18 protein-coding genes are annotated in these 20572 nt (G+C 38.5%); 10 read left to right on the plus strand and 8 right to left on the minus strand.

Annotated elements, in window-relative coordinates:
- The first annotated feature begins 266 nt into the window (after nucleotides 1–266).
- On the plus strand, nucleotides 267–1274 hold the full coding sequence (locus Q4534_RS07700; protein WP_303612585.1) for an N-acetylmuramoyl-L-alanine amidase: 1008 nt from the start codon (nucleotides 267–269) through the stop codon (nucleotides 1272–1274).
- A gap of 55 nt (nucleotides 1275–1329) precedes the next feature.
- On the opposite strand, the gene Q4534_RS07705 is transcribed toward Q4534_RS07700, so the two are convergent.
- Nucleotides 1330–1683 carry an Hpt domain-containing protein gene (locus Q4534_RS07705; protein ID WP_303612586.1) on the minus strand — a complete coding sequence of 118 codons (354 nt, stop codon included), beginning with the start codon at nucleotides 1681–1683 and terminating at the stop codon, nucleotides 1330–1332.
- A 148-nt stretch (nucleotides 1684–1831) separates the two neighbouring features.
- On the opposite strand from Q4534_RS07705, the gene Q4534_RS07710 reads away from it, so the two are divergent.
- The 3 genes from Q4534_RS07710 (at nucleotide 1832) to Q4534_RS07720 (ending at nucleotide 5285) form a co-directional block, all read left to right on the plus strand.
- Nucleotides 1832–4096, plus strand: coding sequence for a Tex family protein (locus Q4534_RS07710; RefSeq protein ID WP_303612587.1), 2265 nt, complete (start codon nucleotides 1832–1834; stop codon nucleotides 4094–4096).
- A gap of 161 nt (nucleotides 4097–4257) precedes the next feature.
- Nucleotides 4258–4515: a hypothetical protein gene (locus tag Q4534_RS07715; protein ID WP_303612588.1), complete on the plus strand. Its 258-nt coding sequence runs from the start codon at nucleotides 4258–4260 to the stop codon at nucleotides 4513–4515.
- Nucleotides 4512–5285, plus strand: a complete 774-nt coding sequence (locus Q4534_RS07720) for a helix-turn-helix domain-containing protein (RefSeq protein WP_303612589.1) — start codon at nucleotides 4512–4514, stop codon at nucleotides 5283–5285. Before Q4534_RS07715 ends, Q4534_RS07720 begins: the two co-directional genes overlap by 4 nt.
- A gap of 13 nt (nucleotides 5286–5298) precedes the next feature.
- Here Q4534_RS07720 and Q4534_RS07725 read toward each other — a convergent pair whose 3' ends face one another.
- The gene (locus Q4534_RS07725; protein WP_303612590.1) at nucleotides 5299–6060 is read right to left on the minus strand and encodes a hypothetical protein; all 762 of its coding nucleotides are present in this window, start codon (nucleotides 6058–6060) and stop codon (nucleotides 5299–5301) included.
- A 158-nt stretch (nucleotides 6061–6218) separates the two neighbouring features.
- Here Q4534_RS07725 and Q4534_RS07730 point away from each other — a divergent pair, with 158 nt between their 5' ends.
- On the plus strand, nucleotides 6219–6839 hold the full coding sequence (locus Q4534_RS07730) for a 2OG-Fe(II) oxygenase (protein ID WP_303612591.1): 621 nt from the start codon (nucleotides 6219–6221) through the stop codon (nucleotides 6837–6839).
- A gap of 14 nt (nucleotides 6840–6853) precedes the next feature.
- Here the strand turns inward: Q4534_RS07730 and Q4534_RS07735 are convergent, their stop codons facing one another.
- The 3 genes from Q4534_RS07735 to Q4534_RS07745 form a co-directional block, all read right to left on the minus strand.
- Nucleotides 6854–7273: a DUF4174 domain-containing protein gene (locus Q4534_RS07735; RefSeq protein WP_303612592.1), complete on the minus strand. Its 420-nt coding sequence runs from the start codon at nucleotides 7271–7273 to the stop codon at nucleotides 6854–6856.
- Nucleotides 7274–7415: 142 nt separating this feature from the next.
- Nucleotides 7416–9476 carry a methionine--tRNA ligase gene (metG, locus tag Q4534_RS07740; protein WP_303612593.1) on the minus strand — a complete coding sequence of 687 codons (2061 nt, stop codon included), beginning with the start codon at nucleotides 9474–9476 and terminating at the stop codon, nucleotides 7416–7418.
- 172 nt (nucleotides 9477–9648) lie between these two features.
- The gene (locus tag Q4534_RS07745) at nucleotides 9649–10983 is read right to left on the minus strand and encodes a sulfatase (protein ID WP_303612594.1); all 1335 of its coding nucleotides are present in this window, start codon (nucleotides 10981–10983) and stop codon (nucleotides 9649–9651) included.
- A gap of 230 nt (nucleotides 10984–11213) precedes the next feature.
- Between Q4534_RS07745 and Q4534_RS07750 the strand changes: the two genes are divergently transcribed.
- Nucleotides 11214–12794, plus strand: a complete 1581-nt coding sequence (locus Q4534_RS07750; protein ID WP_303612595.1) for a beta-N-acetylhexosaminidase — start codon at nucleotides 11214–11216, stop codon at nucleotides 12792–12794.
- Nucleotides 12795–12841: 47 nt separating this feature from the next.
- Here Q4534_RS07750 and Q4534_RS07755 read toward each other — a convergent pair whose 3' ends face one another.
- Nucleotides 12842–14140: a serine hydrolase gene (locus tag Q4534_RS07755; protein ID WP_303612596.1), complete on the minus strand. Its 1299-nt coding sequence runs from the start codon at nucleotides 14138–14140 to the stop codon at nucleotides 12842–12844.
- A gap of 299 nt (nucleotides 14141–14439) precedes the next feature.
- On the opposite strand from Q4534_RS07755, the gene Q4534_RS07760 reads away from it, so the two are divergent.
- Nucleotides 14440–15459 (plus strand): cation diffusion facilitator family transporter, encoded by a 1020-nt coding sequence (locus Q4534_RS07760; RefSeq protein ID WP_303612597.1) that lies wholly within the window; start codon nucleotides 14440–14442, stop codon nucleotides 15457–15459.
- A 479-nt stretch (nucleotides 15460–15938) separates the two neighbouring features.
- Here Q4534_RS07760 and Q4534_RS07765 read toward each other — a convergent pair whose 3' ends face one another.
- Nucleotides 15939–17969 (minus strand): M3 family metallopeptidase, encoded by a 2031-nt coding sequence (locus Q4534_RS07765; protein ID WP_303612598.1) that lies wholly within the window; start codon nucleotides 17967–17969, stop codon nucleotides 15939–15941.
- 45 nt (nucleotides 17970–18014) lie between these two features.
- Here Q4534_RS07765 and Q4534_RS07770 point away from each other — a divergent pair, with 45 nt between their 5' ends.
- Complete coding sequence (locus tag Q4534_RS07770; RefSeq protein ID WP_303612599.1) at nucleotides 18015–18548, plus strand: DinB family protein; 534 nt, start codon at nucleotides 18015–18017, stop codon at nucleotides 18546–18548.
- A 33-nt stretch (nucleotides 18549–18581) separates the two neighbouring features.
- Entirely contained in the window at nucleotides 18582–18950 is a 369-nt protein-coding gene (gene trxA, locus Q4534_RS07775; RefSeq protein WP_303612600.1) for a thioredoxin, read from the plus strand.
- 12 nt (nucleotides 18951–18962) lie between these two features.
- On the opposite strand, the gene Q4534_RS07780 is transcribed toward trxA, so the two are convergent.
- Complete coding sequence (locus tag Q4534_RS07780) at nucleotides 18963–19442, minus strand: PaaI family thioesterase (protein WP_303612601.1); 480 nt, start codon at nucleotides 19440–19442, stop codon at nucleotides 18963–18965.
- A gap of 318 nt (nucleotides 19443–19760) precedes the next feature.
- On the opposite strand from Q4534_RS07780, the gene Q4534_RS07785 reads away from it, so the two are divergent.
- Nucleotides 19761–20561 carry a M48 family metallopeptidase gene (locus Q4534_RS07785; RefSeq protein ID WP_303612602.1) on the plus strand — a complete coding sequence of 267 codons (801 nt, stop codon included), beginning with the start codon at nucleotides 19761–19763 and terminating at the stop codon, nucleotides 20559–20561.
- Nucleotides 20562–20572: the final 11 nt, after the last annotated feature.

The raw sequence follows: 20572 nt of genomic DNA on the forward strand, positions 1-20572 counted from the left end.
TTTCGCTGCATTATTATTGAGATGTCCTTGGTTCTTGACCTGCTTAGTTTATCGATGCCATCCTTATTGATCCTAGTCTTAAAAAGAGATTTTATCTGCTTATTATATTTATATAGTTTTGAGTTCAAGTCCTCAATCTTTTCCGAAATCAATAGGTAGCTTTTCAGCCTATTGTTTAAGAAAAGGGTAGAAGGTTAAATACAGGTAATCCCCAAAATAATCCATTAGAAATTGTGTTTCAACATAGATTTTAAATAATATTAATAATGAAAAGTATTTTCGGAAAAGGCCTATTTATTCTTGTATTTATATGCTTCAGTACTACATATTTATCCGCTTGGTCTGCAGGGGTAAAGCGCAATAACTCCATAGATGGCAAGGTGATATGCATAGACCCCGGACATGGAGGAACAGCTGCCACGGATTCTTATAGGGTAGGGCCTTCAGGTGAAAGAGAGGAATGGGTTAACCTTAGGGTTGCTTTGCTGCTTGGAGAGATGTTGGAGGGGGCAGGGGCCAAGGTTGTGCTTACCAGAACCACGGACACTTTTATTCCTTTGGCAGAAAGAAGCAAAATAGCCTTAGAGAATAAGGCGGATATTTTTATTTCTATACACCACAATGCTACGGCCGACCCCAAAGTGAATTTTCCAATAATTTATTTTCATGGCAGTGCGGAAGAAAATCAGGCAAGTGTAACATTAGGAAAGGAAGTTGCAGAAAAGTTGGTCGGCCAACTATTTAAAGGAAAAGGCCCTTATAGTTTGGTTTCAGATTTCACCATATTTTCTCAATCAGGGTCCAGTGTGCTTAGGGGAACCTATGGCATTCCCGGTATTATTGGAGAAGCTTCATTTTTCACTTCCCCGAAAGAAGAAAAGAAGCTTAAACAATCGGAATACAATCAAAAGGAAGCCCAAGCTTATTTTGAGGCAATTGCTTCGTTCTTTGCCTCTTCGGAAATAGCTCCCATTGCAGAAAAAAAGGATCCTTCAGAAGTCGATCCATTCAAAGTATTTCAAGAAGCTGAAAGGATGCGCCCAGAAGCCAAAGCTTGGAAAGCCAACTTTTTGAAAGGTAAAAAACTTTTAAAGAAAGGTGGTGATCAAAGATTGGTTGAGGCTTTTGAACTACTGACATTATCAGCCAGGTCTTTTCCGGATTCTTATGTTGCCAAAGCATGTCATGAACTAAGGGTGGAAATCCTCAAACGACAAAATAAAGTAGATGCCGTAAAAATCGAAGAAATGCGAATTCGGTATTTTTACCCCTAAGTCTATTTGGAGCATTCTACTTCACTAGGAAATGGGGGATAGTGCAAAGGCGCTTTTAGTTAAGTTCCATTTGCAATTGTTGGATAACAATTTCCAATTCACTATTAATGGTACCAATATTGGCTTCAAGGTTTCCAGAAAGGCTTTCGATTTCAGCCAATCTTTCTACCTCTCTAATAAGCGGCATTAAAGTGGTGATCTTAATATTGTCTATACTTGGCTTTATCTGGTGGGCAAGGTTACGGATCGTGGCGTAATCTTTTTGATCAATAGCCTGATTGAAACCGGTAATGGTAGTTTCAGCTTGGCTGATAAAAAGTTTTATCATCTCATTGATAAACTCTTGACTACCCCCACTAATTTCTTCTAAATTAACTAAATCATATAGTTTTTTTTGGCTTTGATCCATTGTTTGTTATGTATAAATGTGTTTGTAAATATACAATTTGCTGTGAAATAACCGAATAATCTTATTCTTAGTTTTTTTACAATATCCCAAAAAAATAGCTTTAAATTGCGCCCTAATAAACAAAATCAGGATTTAATTATTTTTATTCATGTCAGATTTGAATCATTATTCCAAGATTGCCACTGAGTTAGGTGTTCGAGAAAAGCAAGTAATCAGTACGGTCAATTTACTGGATGAGGGTGGAACAGTACCTTTTATTTCCAGGTATAGAAAAGAAGTCACCGGAAGTTTGGATGAGGTGCAAGTAGCAGCTGTCAGAGATAGATTGCAACAGCTAAGGGATCTGGACAAGCGCAAGGAAGCCATAATAAAATCCATAGATGAACAAGGTAAATTAACAGATGCATTGGCCGACAAAATTAATGCTGCGGAAACAATGTCTGTTCTGGAAGATATTTACCTTCCTTACAAACCCAAAAGAAGAACCAAAGGTACCATCGCCAAAGAGAAAGGGCTTGAGCCATTGGCACAGTTGATTTTTGAACAAAATTCAATTGATTTAGACAAGTCAGCTGAAGAATACCTAAGTGAAGAAAAAGGGGTGGCCTCAATAGATGAGGCCTTGAATGGAGCCAGAGATATCATTGCTGAATGGATCAATGAGGATGCAGAAATTAGAAAAAAATTAAGACAACTGTTTATTGAAGAAGGGGAGTTTGTGTCAAAAGTCATTCCCGGAAAAGAAGAGGAAGCGATCAAATACAAAGATTATTTTGACTGGAGAGAACCTGTCAAAACCGCTCCATCTCATAGGGTTTTGGCCATGAGAAGAGGAGAAAAAGAACTTTTCCTCATGTTGGATACTGGGCCTGATGACCTAACAGCCACCAAAATTATCGAGAAGGCAGTTGTTAGAGAAAACAATACCTGCACTGATCAGGTAAGGTTGGCAGTGAAAGATGGCTATAAAAGGTTGCTTAAACCATCTATGGAAACAGAAGTGAGGTTATATGCCAAGAAAAAGGCGGATGAAGGTGCCATTAAAGTTTTCACAGAAAACCTTAGACAACTGTTGTTAAGCTCTCCTTTGGGAGAAAAATCTGTTTTGGCCATAGACCCGGGGTTTAGAACAGGCTGTAAGGTTGTTTGCCTTGGCCCCCAAGGTCAGTTTCTTCAGAATGAAACCATCTTCCCCAATGAGCCACAGAAGAAAACCATGGAATCCGGAGCCCTGATCAAACACATGGTTGCAACACATAAAATTGAGGCAATTGCAATTGGTAATGGTACAGCAAGCAGAGAAACGGAAAGCTTTGTGAAAAACATTGGTCTGCCTAAAGAGGTATTGGTGGTAATGGTAAATGAAAGTGGAGCCTCCATCTATTCAGCTTCTGATGTGGCCAGGGAAGAATTCCCGGATCATGACCTTACAGTAAGAGGGGCGATTTCTATTGGCCGCAGATTAATGGATCCTCTGGCAGAATTGGTGAAAATTGATGCCAAATCCATAGGAGTAGGGCAATATCAGCATGACGTGGATCAAACTGCACTAAAGAATTCCCTTGATGATACAGTAATGAGTTGTGTAAACGGTGTAGGGGTAGAGGTAAATACAGCTTCCAAGCAATTGTTAACCTATGTTTCCGGTCTTGGACCTTCTTTGGCACAGAACATCGTTGCCTATCGAAATGAAAATGGTCCTTTTAAAAGCAGAGCAGATATTAAAAAGGTGCCTAGGTTAGGGGAAAAAGCTTTTGAGCAAGCTGCCGGATTCCTGAGAATCCGTAACGGAAAGAATCCTCTGGATAGTAGTGCCGTTCACCCCGAGCGATACGCTTTGATCAATAAGATAGCAAAAGACATGGGAGTTTCTGTAGAGGAACTGCTGAAGAAAGAGGACTTGCTGCAGAAAATTCCACTTAAAGATTATGTCAACGAACAGGTGGGTTTGCCTACCCTTAAAGATATTCTTGAAGAGTTGGGAAAACCGGGTAGAGATCCTAGAGAAAAATTTGAGGTTTTTCAGTTTGAAGAGGGAATCAATGAAATGAAAGACCTAAAGGTAGGGATGAAACTGCCGGGCATTGTTACCAATATCACTCAATTTGGTGCTTTTGTGGATATAGGTGTACACCAAGATGGATTGGTTCACCTAAGCCAAATGGCAGACAGGTTTATCAAGGACCCTAAGGAAGTTGTGGCTGTCAACCAAAAAGTAATGGCAACAGTAATGGAAGTGGACTTGCCAAGAAAAAGAATTGGCTTAAGTCTTAAATCGGATCCTTTTGCAAGCAATACCTCCTCAAGTGGTAGAAGGGAAAGACCTCGAAGAAGTCAACAAGGAAACCAAAAAGTGGCTCAGGAAAGCATGGAGGATAAGCTTGCGCTGCTAAAAAAGAAGTTTGGGAAATAACACCATTCCAAAAAATCTTTAGCCTTTAAATAGGGATTAAGCCTGTGAATTTACTTTCACAGGCTTTTTTTTACCTAAGGCTCATTTTTTTTCAATTGTAATAGGTTAATTAAAATAACATTTCTATTTTCGTATTGTTCATTAAATAAACATATTGAAATATGAGAGACCTTCACAATATTAGTTTTACGACAAAAAAATTGATGTCCGGCAACCTACAAGTTAAATTTCATATTCAAAATGCGGTGAAGCCATATTATGGGTATTTGTTGGTGAATCAGGCCTTATCAGATGAGGAGATAATGGAGGAAATAAAATTGAGGTTAAATTTGCGTGAGCAATCTAAAATGGACTTATTGAAATTCACTTTCAAAAACCAATGGAAAGATGACCATCAATTTTATTTGTATTCGGCATGAGTTTTCTAGGGAGTAATATTAAGGCATTACGTAAAAAGTCAGGTTTGACCCAAACTCAACTGGCTGAAGAGCTAGGTGTTCAACGAACCATGATTTCTGCCTATGAGGATGGGAGATCCGAACCAAGGCTTTCAACATTGCTTACCTTGACCAATATTTTTGATGTTTCAATGGACGAGCTGACAAGTTGGGATATTGCTAGCAAAGGGCGTCAATTTCTCCAACGAGAGAAGTTAAAGATTCTTACCGTTACCTTAGATCAGGATGAACAGGAAAGGATTAGCATGGTGGGTAAAAAAGCTTCCGCCGGCTATCTTAATGGATATGCAGATCCGGAGTATATGGAGAATTTACCCAATTTTAGGCTGCCTAATTTGGATGGCAATCAAACCTACCGGGCTTTTGAAATAAGTGGTGACAGCATGTTGCCCTTGATGCCGGGAACAGTTGTCGTGGGCGCTTATTTAGAAAGTCCAATGGAAATCAAGAATGGTAAAACCTATGTGTTGGTAACCAAAAACGACGGAATTGTCTATAAAAGGGTTTTTAATTACATTGAAGAGCGAGGTAAATTATTTGCCGTTTCGGATAATCAAACCTACAAACCCTACGATATTGCCATTCAGGATGTAATGGAAATATGGGAAGCCAAGGCATTCATTAGCTCACATTTTCCTGACCCCACTCCATCAGCGCCGGTTTCACTGGAGGAAATAGGTAAAATGATTTTAGAAATTAAAACAGATATCAGAAAAATATCCAACCACTAAGGCCTCGGAAAAATCATATGAGTTGACTCAGTGCATGTTCGATTTTTTTCTTGGCATCGAATGATGGGTCAAGGTTGATAATGCCTTTCTCAAAGTTATGCCAAATACCATCCCCACAATCCAAATACCTGCCATTTTTTACGGGTTCATCCTCCATGGCTACACCATAATCGTAATCAGGAATGAAAATGAGTGAGGCAAGTTCCCTTCCTCTTTCCCAGGCCATTTCTTTTTGTTTCCCATTAATATTAAGTAATACCTTTCTTACGGAAAATTTGTAAACGATTTCAACCATCGTTTTTTTCTCTTTCTTAATTTCCAGATACCTGATTTGCATGGGGGCCTCTTTCTTGCTGACCTCATAAATGGCTTGAATGAAATCTTGACAAGTAAAGTACCAATCTTCTTGGTTTAATGGGATGTCACGAATCAACTTTCCATGAATGTCCTTTGCCAATAATTTAATACCACCTTTTTCCCCAAGGGTTTTTAGGTTAGACCATTTTGATGAAGAGTAAAGCTTTTTGAAGATACCTTCCCAAAGCTTGGGGATTTCCCCCTTATAACTATAGTCATCTGCCATGGTAAAACCTTCATCAACGATTTCTTCCGGAGTCAAGGTTTCCCTATCGGTATATTGAATATTAAATTGGGTATTTACAAAGTTCTTGCTGAAGGAGAGCTTCAACTTAAAAATATGACTAAATGGAGGAGGTACCTCTCCGGTGATAAAATCAATTTCCAATCGTACAATGTCGTCTGATTTTAAATGCATATTTTTATTTCTTTTTAGAAATACAAAATTAAGGCTTAATACTAAAAATAAGAGATAAAATTGAGAATTTCACCCCCACTATTTTTTTTAGGATTATTCAATATTTATTTAGGAGCACAAATGAAGAATATTTCGAATAATAAACGACATTTGATCCCATGGATGAATGGGAAAAAAAGAATGAAATTGTAGTTGAGGATCTTTATGATAAAGGTTGGTGTGTCTTGGATAACTATATACCCGAAGAATTCAGGAAGGAGTTGCTCAAGGAACAGAGAGAATTACTTATGCATGGGCAATTTAGATTGGCCGGGATTGGAAAAGGAGAATCTTTTGCCATAAAACCTGAAATACGAAGTGACAAAGTTTTATGGATGGATGAATCCCTCCTGACACCCCTACAGGAAGTTTATTGGGACAAGATGGAGAAATTAAGAACAGCTATTAATCAACGCTGTTATTTAGGGCTTAAATCCTTTGAAGCTCATTTTGCCATGTACCCTCAGGGTTCTTATTATCTCCGACACCTTGACCAGTTTCAATCTGTAAGTTATAGAATTGTGAGTGTAGTTTTGTACTTAAATGATACCTGGGATGAATCGGATGGTGGGGAATTAAGGATGTACTATACCAGACCAGATGGGATAGAAGACTATCAAGATTTCTTGCCATTGGGCGGAAGGGTAATCGTTTTTTTGAGTGGAGAAATTCCGCATGAGGTATTGCCGACTCTCAAGGAAAGAATAAGCATCACCGGATGGATGAAGGATAGGGAATAAAAAATTTAATATTGCTATTGAGGTTTATTTTTCATTTCCCGAATACGCATGGGCATTGAATCAATGGTAGAAAAAAGCAATTGCCAATTAATTTCATTGCCGGACTCCTCTAATTTAGAGCCACCATCTTTTCCTATCAATACATAATTACCTTTATCGGTTCCTGATCCGTAAAGCTTTTGCAATTCTTTTTGATGATTTTTTGTAAAGGTATACGGAGAATTACTCTCAAGTTCATCTCCAAAATAAAAATAAATTAGATCACGTTCGACAAGGTCCTCTTGAATCGCATCTGTTAAATCCAATCCTTTAGCATTTTTATCAGAAGGAAAAACCAATAAAACCCTATTTTTCCACTGCAGGTCTTTAATTTCTATGTTTGTTTGAGAATTGGTACTTGCCATAATCAAAAGAAAAGTGATCAGAATTTTCATGGTTTCGTGCATTTTGACTTGAAAACACAACTAATATCACGGAAAATTGTTCTGATCACTTTAAATTGACTGCTAACCTTCGATAATAATCGCGGGCCTGAGTCAAGTGTTTAATTACCAATTAAGGAAGCCGATATTCAGCTTAACTGATGCTGGAACCTGGGTTGGTGGCTTCGTGAGGAGTTAATAATTTTAATTTTCCTTCAGCATCTTCCGCCATTAAAATCATTCCTTCAGATTCAATACCTACCATCTTCTTGGGTGCCAAATTTAATAGCATTGTCACTTGACGTCCAACCAAATCTTCAGGCTTAAATTGCTCGGCCACACCACTTAATACTGTTTTGATATCAATTCCCGTATCTACTTTTAGTTGAAGAAGTTTCTTGGATTTTTTGACTTTAATCGCCTCCACAATGGTGACTACTCTTAAATCTAATTTCATAAAGTCATCAAAAGACACGATTTCTTTCATTGGAGCTGCTTTGTATTTGGCAGCTTCATTTTTCTTTTTACTGTCCAAAAGTTTTTGAATTTGCGCTTCCACAGTACTGTCTTCAATTTTTTGGAAAAGCAAGGCGGCTTTATTTATTGTCTCTCCTTCTTTTATCAAATCCATTTCTCCGGCCTTATCCCAGTTTATGTTCTGAAGACCAAGCATGCCTTTTATTTTCTCAGAAGTAAATGGCAAGAATGGTTGAGATAAAATGGAAAGGTTGGCAACAATATTTAGGGCAATATTTAATATTGTAGCTGTTCTTTCCTCATTGGTCTTAATGGTTTTCCAAGGCTCCGTTTCTGCCAAATACTTATTGCCTGTACGGGCAAAATCCATCATCAATGATAGGGCTTCTCTAAACCTGTATTTTTCTACCGATTGCGCAATTTTATCAGGATACTCTGCCAGGGTACGGATGAGTTCCTCATCCACCGGTTCTAAACCATGGTGTTTTGGGACTTTTCCTCCATAATATTTGTGGGTTAAGACAACTGCGCGATTAACGAAGTTTCCAAAGATAGCGACCAGTTCATTGTTGTTCCTGGCTTGGAAATCCTTCCAAGTAAAATCATTGTCCTTGGTTTCAGGGGCATTTGCGGTCAATACATAACGCAGAACATCTTCCTGTCCGGGAAATTCTTCCAGGTATTCATGCAACCAAACAGCCCAGTTTTTTGAGGTAGAGATTTTCTGTCCTTCCAAATTTAGAAATTCATTGGCAGGTACATTTTCCGGCAATATGAAATCTCCTAAGGTTTTTAAAATGGCAGGGAATGTGATACAATGAAATACTATATTGTCTTTACCAATGAAATGAACCAGTTTGGTGTCCTTGTCCTTCCAATACAATTCCCAATCTTTCCCTTTTTCCTTGGCCCATTCTTTTGTGGAGGAAATATAGCCTATTGGGGCATCAAACCAAACATACAATACTTTGCCTTCGGCTCCGGCGATAGGTACCGGAATACCCCAGTCCATATCTCTGGTCATGGAACGTGGTTGCAACCCATCACCCGTCTCTAGCCAGCTTCTGCATTGACCCAAAACATTGTTTTTCCAGTCTTTGGCATGGTCTTCAAGGATCCACTTCTTTAAAAAAGGTGTGTATTTTCCCAAATCCAAAAACCAATGCTTGGTCATTTTTAACACAGGGGTGTTGCCACTGAGTTTGGAGCGTGGATTGATCAGGTCGGTTGGGCTTAATGAAGAACCACATTTTTCACATTGATCTCCATATGCTTCCTCATACCCACAGTTGGGACAAGTGCCTTCTATATACCTATCTGCCAAAAATTGTTTGGCTTCAGCATCATAATATTGTTCAGTTTCCTTTTCATCAAATTCACCTTTTTGGTAGAGATCGGTAAACAATTGACTGGCCGTTTCATGATGTACCGGAGAAGAAGTCCGAGAATAATGATCGAAGCTGATTCCAAATTTCTCGAAACTATTCTTCATTATGCCATGGTATCTGTCTACTACTTCCTGAGGGCTAATCCCCTCATTCTTGGCTTTGATAGTAATGGCTACACCATGCTCATCTGATCCACATACATAGGCCACGTCTCTTTGTTTAGACCTTAAATACCGCACGTAAATATCTGATGGAATATAACATCCTGCTAAATGACCTATATGCAAGGGGCCGTTAGCATAGGGTAAGGCAGATGTAATTGTATATCTTTTGAATTTGTTTTCGCTCATAGATTGCAAAGATAGCTAAAATTGATTTTGAGAGAAATAGCAGAATACATTTATACCATTTGAAGCATAAAGCACATCTATTTACTTCAGTTGAGATGATATTATTTTATATAAGATTTTCACTTTAGACTTCTCGGAGCTAAAGTTGGTCTTTTAGAAACAATTGATTTTTTTAATTTAGTCCCGAATCAGATTCTTGGGCCATGCTTGTAAGTTTTTTTACAATTTCAGGGTGAAGTTCGGCAACATTGTTTTGTTCCGAAATGTCATTTTCCAAATCATAAAGCGAAATTTGAAAAGTGCCTTCTGATTTTATATCCCAGCCGATTGATTTTTTGGTATGAAGTTTCCATTTCCCCAACCGAATGGCCTCCAGTTCACCATTTCTTGCATAAAATAGAAAGGGTCTTTCAGGCAAATTTTCTGCCTTAGGATTCATTAGGAAAGTGCTGATATCCATCCCATCAATTTTTATCTCTTCCGGGATACTTGTGGATGCTAGTTGGGCAAAGGTGGGGAATAGGTCTAGGGTACTTACAAATTCATTGGTAACTACTCCTGCTGGAATAGTGCCGGGCCAAGTAATAATACCCGGTACTCTTTGGCCACCTTCCCAGGTTTGGGCTTTCTTTCCTCTCAAAGGCTTCGCTGATCCTTTGGACGGACCATTGTCGGAAGTGAAAACAAAGATGGTATTTTCATAAATTCCTTCTTCTTTCAATGTCTTGATAATTTCTCCTGCACTCCAGTCCAATTCCATTATCACATCTCCATACAGACCTTTTTTACTTTTGCCCTCAAAAGCAGGAGAAGCAAAAAGTGGGGTATGGGGCATATTGTGAGCGAGGTAAATAAAGAAAGGCTTTTCCCCTTTATTCTTGATTTGTTTGACTGTCTCTTCAGTATAGCGTTTGGTTAAATACCTTTGGTCAGGACCCTTTTCTATAAGGGTAGTGTTCTGATAAAAAGGAAGGGGAGGGGATTGAAAGTCTATGTTTTTGTAGTAATAATTGTCCATATCGTTGGAGTAAGGCACACCATAGAAAGTATCGAAGCCTTGGTTGTTCGGCATGAAAATTTCCTTAAGGCCCAAATGCCATTTCCCTATGCATGAGGTGGTATAGCCGGCTTCTTTCAACATTTCCGCCATGGTAAACTCTTGGGGAGATAATCCACCCTCTGAATAAGGAAAAAGTACTGCTTCATGTAAATTACTTCTTTTGGGATAACGGCCTGTCAATAGTCCCGCTCTAGATGGGGTGCATACAGTTGCTGGGACATAAAAGTTTGTAAACCTCATGCCTTCCGCAGCCAATTGATCTAGATGAGGTGTTTCAAAGCCCTCTGCGCCATATACGCCCAAATCTGCATAGCCTTGATCATCCGTAAAAAATACAATGATATTGGGTGGATTCTGGGTGGTACTGACTTCCTGCTCACAAGCAGAAAAGAGCATAAGTAATAGGAATACAGGGAATAGTTTAATGGAGTATTTTATTAGATGCATTGTAATGGATTAAAAGGAAGGGTGGTATATATTTAATTGCAAATTAAAGTCAATTTTAATTTTTTAGTAAGTCAAATTTACAATTTTATCTTACTTGATTACAGGTGAAAGTTAATTCCATGATTTATTTTCTATTCTAAGGATTTAAATTTTGAATGAGATTATCATTTTTAAAGCCGGCCCATCGGTTAATTTTTTATAGTTTTGGCTAAATATTTAACCTTACCTCAATGTATTTAGTAAAACCTTTTTCTTTGGCATTTTTATTTGTCCTTTTTTCTCTGAACTTCACCGTTGCTCAGCAACAGCCTGAGATTATTCCCATGCCAGCCAATTATCAACTTAATCCAGGAGAGTTTCTATGGGATAGCAAAGTTGGTATTACGCTTGAAGGTTTTCCGGATCAAGGGAATTATTTGCAACAGGAAGCATTAAGATTGTTGAATATGCCGCTTCTGGAAATTGAATCAGCTTCAAAAACCATCGTGATCAAAAAGGTTAATGACCTGAAGCCGGGCTATAAAATAAACATCCAGCAAAATTCAGTAACAATTGAAGCTTCAAATGAAACAGGAGCCTTTTATGGAGTGATTTCTCTGATTCAATTGGCACATGCTGCCAAGGAAAAACATGGGGAAATTGCCCTACCTAACTGGGAAATTCAGGATAGTCCAAGGTATGCATGGCGAGGGATCATGCTGGATGAGTCCAGGTACTTTTTTGGCATGGAAAAGGTGAAGCAGCTACTTGATCACATGGCTTATTATAAATTAAATACTTTTCATTGGCATTTGACAGATGCTCCCGGATGGCGAATAGAAATTAAAAGTTTTCCCAATTTAGCCACCGTAGGAGGAATTGGCAATCAATCAGAACCCAATGCACCTGCCGCCTACTATACACAGGAAGAAATTAAAGAGATTGTTAGGTATGCGCGTGAAAGAATGATACAGGTGATTCCTGAAATAGATATGCCGGGACATGCCACAGCTGCCAATAGGGCGTATCCGGAACACAGTGGCGGTGGATCAGAAAAATATCCTGACTTTACCTTTCACCCTGCCAAAGAGACTACCTATGCTTATTTGTCTCAAATTTTACATGAAGTGGATGCTTTGTTTCCCAGCAATATGATGCACCTTGGAGGTGATGAAGTGAGTTTTGGCAATCAAATGTGGCCTAAAGATCCGGATGTTCTCAAGTTGATGGCAAAGGAAAGTTTGACAGGCATGAAAGATGTCGAAGACTATTTCTTTGAAAGGATGGCCGACACGCTTTTTCGTCTTAACAATAAGGTTTTGGCCTGGGATGAGATGGCAACGGCAAATTTGCCCAGAGATAAAACAATTATTTTTTGGTGGAGGCACGATAAAAGGGAACAGCTGAGCCTTTCGCTCAAGAATGGGTACCCAACAGTGGTTTGTCCCAGGATCCCTTTCTATTTCGATTTTCTTCAGCAAGAAGACCATAAGTACGGAAGGAAGTGGGCAGGTGCTTTTGCTCCTTTAGATGCGGTTTATAATTTTGATATGGATGCCTTTGGCATAAAGAAAGAAGAGGAAGACCTTATTTTAGGGATTCAAGCCAACCTTTGGACAGAAACTGTTCCCAATGAGGATCGGTTTGATTTTTTGATGTATCCTAGAATAGCAGCTTTGGCAGAGGTGGTTTGGTCGCAAAAAGAAGATCAATCTTATCCTGGTTTTATGGAAAGATTGGCGGCACATTTGGAGAAGTACAAAGCTGAAAAGTTATATTATTACGATCCTTTTGACCCAAATCACCATCCGGAACCGGTTTATGAACCTTAACAGGAGCTTAAGTCCTGTTAAGGTTTAGAGGGTGGATTTGTAATGGATCAATCATCAATGCTGGTGCCTACCATTTGTTTGAATTTCCAGCTTGTTTGGTCACCGGTACTTCCTTGGGTTTGCTTGAGAATTACGCCTATGAGTTTCTCTTTAGGGTCTGCAAAATATTGAGTGTTAAAATAGCCTCCCCAGATAAAAGTGCCTGTGGATCCTAAGCCTGCTTTGGCTTGGCCTTGGTCGGTTAACACGCCAAAGGCTAATCCATAATGCTGGTCGCCACCCCCATAAAGATCTCCGGTTTGATTACCCATCATTGAAGCAATGGTTGTTCGACTCAAAAAGCGTTTCCCGTTTAATTCTCCTCCATTGAGGTACATCTGTAGAAAAGTCGCATAGTCTTTCGCGGTACTTGATAGTCCTGCCCCGCCGGAGAAGAATGTTTTAGCCCCTTTGACAGGGTAGTTGACATCGTAAAAAGTATTGGGATAGTTTTCCCATTGATCGTTTACTTTATGCTGGATGGTTACAAGTCGATCAGCTTTGGATGCCGGAAAATAAAAGTTTGTATCATTCATTCCTAAAGGGATGAACAAGTGTTTGAGTAAATAATCTTGAAAAGTCATTCCTGAAATAACTTCAACGAAATAACCGAGTACATCAAGCCCCACACTATAGGTGTATTTTTCTCCCGGATCATGGTGTAGGGGTAATTCTGCCAACTTTAGGGCAACCTCCTTGATTGTGACAGGTTCGGTAGTAAACAAGTCTGTTGTTCCTGCTTTATGATAAAGCATCTTCATCCTTTCGTCTCCATCTATAATTCCATACCCAAGCCCTGAGGTATGCGTTAGCAAGTGGCGGATGGTTATTTCCTTATTGGCAGGTCTGGAGGTGAAGGTAGTGTCTGAATACCTGAAATTTACCAAGACTTTAGGGTTTTTGAATTCAGGAATGTATTTGGAAATTGGGTCATCCAATCGGAATTTACCCTCTTCCCAAAGCATCATCACAGCAGTTGAAGTGATTGCTTTGGATTGGCTGGCAATTCTAAATATGGCATCTTTTTTTAATTTTCTTCCATTGGCATCTGCGTTTCCATAAGCTTCATGAAAAACAATTTTTCCGTTTCTGGCGATGAGGGCAACTGCGCCCGGAATGGTATTGTCCATGACGGATTCTTTCAGCATTTCGTCAATACGGGCTAACCTTTCCGGTGAAATACCTACACTGGAAGGAGAGGCCTGAGTCAATGGTGGTGATTGCTGTCCTGATTTTGTTTGCGCCTCAAGTGCGAGGGAAGTGAGGAATAGAAAGCTTAAACAGAGATAAAAGTTTTTTACATTCATAAGTTTCGTGACAATTTGGGGTATCGTGAATTTGGATGTCAAAATAGACATTTTCTCAAGTATTTCCATAAAAATTCTCTGTAAGACCTTTCATTTAAAACGTAAATTGGTAGGTGTGTCTTAATAATTGATTGCGTAATATTATTTTAGTTATAAGCTGACAGATCTCCTTTTTACACCTCTTTCGACTAAGGTAGGATGATTACTTAAAAATTAGGAGTGCCCTAAATTTTAATTATGGTCTTACCTTTCTCAATTCCCTAAATAAGACTAATTTTGAAAAGTAAATAGTGGCAGGTGTGGATTCAGAAAAGCAGCGAATTATTCTTTGGTCAGTTGCTATCAGTATAATTTTATTGGTAGTTAAATTTTATTCCTATCTCTTGACAGGATCCAATGCCATACTTACGGATGCTTTGGAAAGCATTGTTAATGTAGTGGCTTCATTTTTTGCCCTTTACAGTGTAAGGCTAAGTGCCATACCTAAAGATAAGAATCATCCTTATGGGCATGGTAAAATCGAATTTTTTAGTGCAGGAATCGAAGGGACTTTGATTATAGTGGCTGGAATCTTTATCCTTTACCAATCATTGAAATCCATAATGTTTCCTCAAGCGCTAATTGAATTGCCTTTGGGAATGGTGTTGATTGGGTGTTCAGGTGTGGTAAATGGGGTTTTGGGTTATGTATTGCAGCGAAAAGGAAAGGAGTTAAATAGCCTAACATTGGAAGCTGACGGTAAACATATTTCAACCGATGCCATCAGTAGTTTTGTTTTAATTTTGGGAATTGCCATCATTTACTTTACCGGTTGGTACATCTTGGACAGCATTATTTCATCCCTTTTTGCTTTTTATATCATTTATAACGGTTATTTTTTGGTCAGGAAGTCAGTTGCAGGACTAATGGATGAGTCCAATCCAAAAACCATTAATAAAACAGTTCAAATACTGAATAATCACCGACAAAAAAATTGGATAGATATTCACAATATGAGGGTTCAGAAATATGGAGGAGACAATCATGTTGACTTGCACCTTACGCTTCCTTATTATTATGACCTTGTGCAGGTCCATGATTGTGTGCATGATGTGGAGGAAGTGTTGGAAGAAAATCTCCCTGGAAAAACCGAAGTTTTTGTTCATGCAGACCCTTGTATTCCAGATCCTTGCTGTCATTATTGTCAAGTAGAGAATTGTCCGGTAAGAAAGTTTCCACAATCGAAGAAGATCAAATGGGCTGCAGACAATATGTCTCAGAATCAGAAACATTACCACGAGTTGGGGCTATTCAATACTAAGTCCGGAAAAAAGGGGTGAATTTTGTTTTACATTGAATGAATCAAAATAATAATGATTCCTTAATATAAATTGAGGTATTTGAAGCTTAGTTAATGTTTTGGTCAAAAAATTAACTAATCAATAAAATTAAAAATTTGAATTTTCTAGAATATTAAAATTATATTTTGATAATATTTGTTTTTGTGGGCTATTTTTCATACATTAATTGTATATAAAGAATTAAAATTTCGGGGACATGAAAGATAAGCAATTCACCATATTACTAATGGTTTCAGCCCTAATCTGGTTGTTGATAATTGGTTTTATTATCATTTAAAAGACCAATATATTTTTTCCTACATACGGACTTAGACAGGTTTTTCCGAAACAAGTTTAAAAAGGGGCCATTCGAGCCCCTTTTGTATTTGTAGCCAAAGCTAGAATATTAATCCCGGCCAATCCAACAGCGTTGTTGACTCAGCCGGGTTAAGTAGCAATGATTTAATTGGCACCTAATTTTACACTTCCAAACCTGCTCTTTTGATGAGTGCATCAGGTTTTGGGGCTCTTCCCCTAAAACGTTTGTATAAAATTGAAGGATGTTCTTTGCCCCCCATGGATAGGATATTATCTTTAAAAGATTGTGCAGTTTCTTTGTCGAAAACACCTTTTTCCTGAAATAATTCGAAAGCGTCTGCATCCAATACTTCAGCCCATTTGTAACTGTAATATCCTGCTGCATAACCTCCTTGAAAGATATGGGAGAAAGAGGTGCTAATCATGGTGTTTGGGACAGGGTCCAGCAAAGCAGTGGGCTTCATGACCTCATTTTCAAATTCAAATACATCATCAATTGCATCAGGTGCAGTGGTGTGGTAGGCCATGTCCAGTTGCCCTAAGCTGATTTGTCTAGCCGTTTGAAAACCTTGATGAAAATTGGCCGCTTTTTTAATGTTTTCTATATAAGACTTTGGAATGGGTTCTCCTGTTTCATAATGCTTGGCAAACAAGTCAAGACAGGCTTCTTCATAGCACCAATTTTCAAAAATTTGAGAAGGAAGTTCCACAAAATCCCAATAGACATTTGTGCCGGATAAGGATCCATAAGTGCCTTGAGCCAGCATACCGTGAAGGGCATGACCAAACTCATGAAACAAAGTGGTGACTTCATTGAAAGTCAGAAGGCTTGGTTTTGTTTTGGTAGGTTTTGTGAAATTACAGACGATAGAGACATGAGGTCGCTTTTCTTTATCTCCTATCTTTTTTTGGCCCCTGTATACGGTCATCCATGCGCCATTTCTTTTGCCTGCTCTTGGGAAAAAATCGGCGTAAAACACCGCAAGGTGCGCATCATTTTCATCTTTAACCTCATAGGCTTTTACATCAGGGTGGTAAACAGGAATATCTTTGTTTTCCTTAAATGTAATGCCATAAAGTTTTTCTGCGGTTGTGAATACTCCATCTATGGTGCGGTTTAATTCAAAATAGGGTTTGAGTAACTCGTCATCCACCGCATATTTTTCCATCTTCAATTTTTCAGCATAATAGCTGATATCCCATTTAAACAGCTTTTCTATTCCATCGGTTTTTTTGGCAAAGGCTTCCAATTCCTTTAGTTCTGCAAGTGCGCGAGGTTTCGCCTTTTCTAACAATTCATCCAAAAAATTTAATACTTTTTCTCCATCTTCAGCCATTCTTTCTTCTAGGACAAAATCAGCATAATTGTCATAACCTAAAAGCTTTGCTCTTTCATCCTTTAGCTTAAGAATGTCTTTGATGATTTGGCGGTTATCCAAATCATCACCTTTTGCCGATTTTGTGTTATAGGCGATATAAATTTCCTTCCTCAGTTCCCTGTTTTTAGCATAAGTCATGAAAGGAACATAGCTTGGGAAAGCAAGTGTAAAAACCCATTTTCCTTCTTTTCCTTTTTCTTGGGCCGTTTGTGCAGCGGCTTCAATCAATCCATCAGGTAAGCCTTCAAGGTCTTTGGCTTCTGAAATAACCAGTTCATATTTATTGGTCTCCTTCAAAACATTTTCTCCGAAATGTAAACCAAGCTTAGACAATTTCTGGTCAATGGCTCTAAGCCGCTCCTTGTCATCCCCTTTTAAAAGTGCTCCATTTCTTATAAAGGATTTGTAACTTTTTTCCAGAAGAGTGCTTTGCTCCGAGTTTAATTTTAACTGCTCTCTTTGGTCAAAAACAGCCTTAACTCTGTTGAAAAGGGTTTCATCCAAAAGTATGTCATTGCTGTGCGCAGACAATAGAGGGGAGATTTCTCTGGCCAACTGTTGTATTTCATCATTGGTTTCAGCGGCATTGATATTGAAAAAAATGGAAGCTGCTCTTGAAAGCTTTTCACCGGCGTTTTCTAGGGCTACAATGGTGTTTTCAAAATCCGGCGGACTTGAGGTTTTGATCTTTTTTATTTCTTCTTTTACTTCTTCGATACCTTTTTGAATGGCCGGAAGGAAATGTTCATTTTTAATTTTATCAAATGGAGCCGTTTCAAACGGTGTATTAAATTTTGCCAATAATGGATTCATATCGAATGATTATATTTAAATTTATTCTACAAAATTAACAAAATTATGGAGACTACTAAAGGACCTAAAATTCCCCTGCCGAAAGAGTACCCGCTCTTTTACAAAGGTTATATTGATTTGGTTGCTGAAAAGGATTTAAAGACCTTGTCCGTAGCGCAAGAACAATTTGTTAAAAACTTATTCGGTAATTTGACGACTGAGAAAGCTTTGCTTAGTTACAAAACAAACAAGTGGTCTTTTAATGAATTGTTGGGGCATATTATCGATACCGAGAAAATAATGCATTTCAGAGCCCTGAGTATAAGCCGAGGTGAAAAAAGTGACTTTCCGGGATTCGATCAAGACAATTATGTCAAAACGGCAGCTTTTAATTCTCAGTCAATAAATGAATTACTTGATACTTTTTTGTTGCATCGTAAATTGCTTTGGAACTTTATTGAGGCCATTCCGGAGGATCAAATCCATAATATTGGCTCTGTGGACGCTAAACCTATGCCGCTAAGCGCTCTCCTACATATCATTTTTGGGCATATGGAACACCATATATCCATTATCAAAAAATATTATCTGTCATTGTAAGGGTTGGCTTTTACTTTGTGAGGTATATCACTGATGTTTTCCTATGAAAACAATAATTTTGTTTTAGATTTAAAGCTTACAAATATGGCAAAGGGAAAGAGTTTTTCAGAAATAATCAAAGGTGATCAACCTGTATTGGTGGACTTTTACGCCACTTGGTGTGGTCCTTGCAAAATGATGCAGCCCATACTTACAGAAACGGCCGGGAAAATAGGAGGAAAAGCAAAGATTATAAAAATTGATGTTGATAAAAACCCGATGGCCGCCAGTAGGTTTCAAGTAAAAAGCGTTCCTACACTGATATTGTTCCAAAAAGGTAAGGTGGTGTGGAGAAAAGCCGGGGTAGTGCAAAGCCATCAATTGGTTGATATAATCAACAAACAAGCAGGAATACCTACTTAATAAGTTAAAGTACTATTTCCTTTTAAAGGACCAGGTAATCTCAAATTTGGCCACGATTTCATTATGGGAGTCGTGGCCATGAATTGTTGTTTTGAGCGTGGCGATATCCCCTTGCTTGCTAAGAGCGGCAAGGGTCTCTTTAATCCGCCGGCCATCTTCACATTTCATTAAGATAGGGTTGCTGGCTTTTTTGAGGAATTGTGCATTCATGTCAACCACAAGCATAGAGAAATTGCCATTTCCTGCCAAATGCAATTTGCAAAGTAAACCGGAAGAAAGTTCTGCTGCTCCACACAAAGCTGCGAAGTATATGGATTTAAATGGGTTTTTTGTTCGCCAATTAAATGGTAAGGTAGTATGACAGGAATCCAAGTTAATATCCTTCACGCGTATACCCCAAAAAATAATTGAAGGTAGATTCTTTAGCATGTACCCAAAAAATGAAAAAGATTGGGTGACCAAACGGGCAAAGGACTGTTGATGCTTGTTCATGGTCTTTAATTTAAGCATATAAAGTGAACTATATAGCAACGGAGTTAAATTTTAATTGTTTAATTAACAATTAATCCAGGAGAGAAATATGCAGGGCAGTTCTTTATTTAAGTGGAGAAAAATGAATTGATTAAAACCTCAGCAAATTGTCTTTCCAAAAAAGGAGATAAGCCGAGGTTTCTAACAATTAAGTCCATACACAGGAACCAAAAAAAGTGCAAGTTTTCGAACAAAGTGCCTATTTTTGAACTTTATAATTTATCTGGCACCTTTTTTGGAGCTTATGTAATTGTTATCTTGATCTGAAATTTATTACACATGAAAAAAATATTAACACTTCTTTTTGTAGGCCTCATTGTTTATGGTTGTGCAACTGTTCCATTGAGTGGAAGAAAGCAGCTTAGCATTGTAAGCAATTCTGAGGTTTTGCCTTTGGCTTACGATCAGTACGGACAGGTATTAAAAGAAAGCAAGGTGCTTACCAATACCAAAGAAGGGCAGCAGGTAGTGAATGTAGGCAACCGGATAGCAAATGCAGTAGATACCTATTTGAAAGATAATGGCTATTCTTCAATAACAGAGGGTTTCGAATGGGACTTTAACCTTTTGGAGAGCGATCAGGTGAATGCTTGGTGTATGCCCGGAGGAAAAGTGGCCTTTTATACAGGTATTCTTCCCATTTGTGAAGATGAGACGGGTATTGCCGTGGTGATGGGCCATGAGGTGGCACATGCCATTGCAAGTCATGCCAGGGAAAGAATGTCTCAAGGATTGGTCGCCAATGGTTTAATTGGTGGGCTGCAGGTGGCCATGGGCGAAGATCCAAGCTTAACTGAAACCATATTTTTGCAAGCAGTGGGAATCGGTGGTCAAGTTGGAATGTTGAAATTTGGAAGGGATCAAGAGCTGGAGGCAGATCAGCTGGGTTTGATTTTTATGTCTATTGCAGGATATGACCCTAGAGAAGCCCCTGATTTTTGGGAAAGAATGAATGCTCAATCTGATGCATCTTCCAGACCGCCTGAGTTTTTATCCACTCACCCTGGTCCGGAAAAACGAATAGCTAAACTGAATAGTCAGATGGATGAAGCTTTAAAGTATTATAACAAAGAGAAATAAAATTGTAAAAC

This window comes from Cyclobacterium sp. 1_MG-2023, from assembly GCF_030546805.1.
GTDB lineage: Bacteria > Bacteroidota > Bacteroidia > Cytophagales > Cyclobacteriaceae > Cyclobacterium.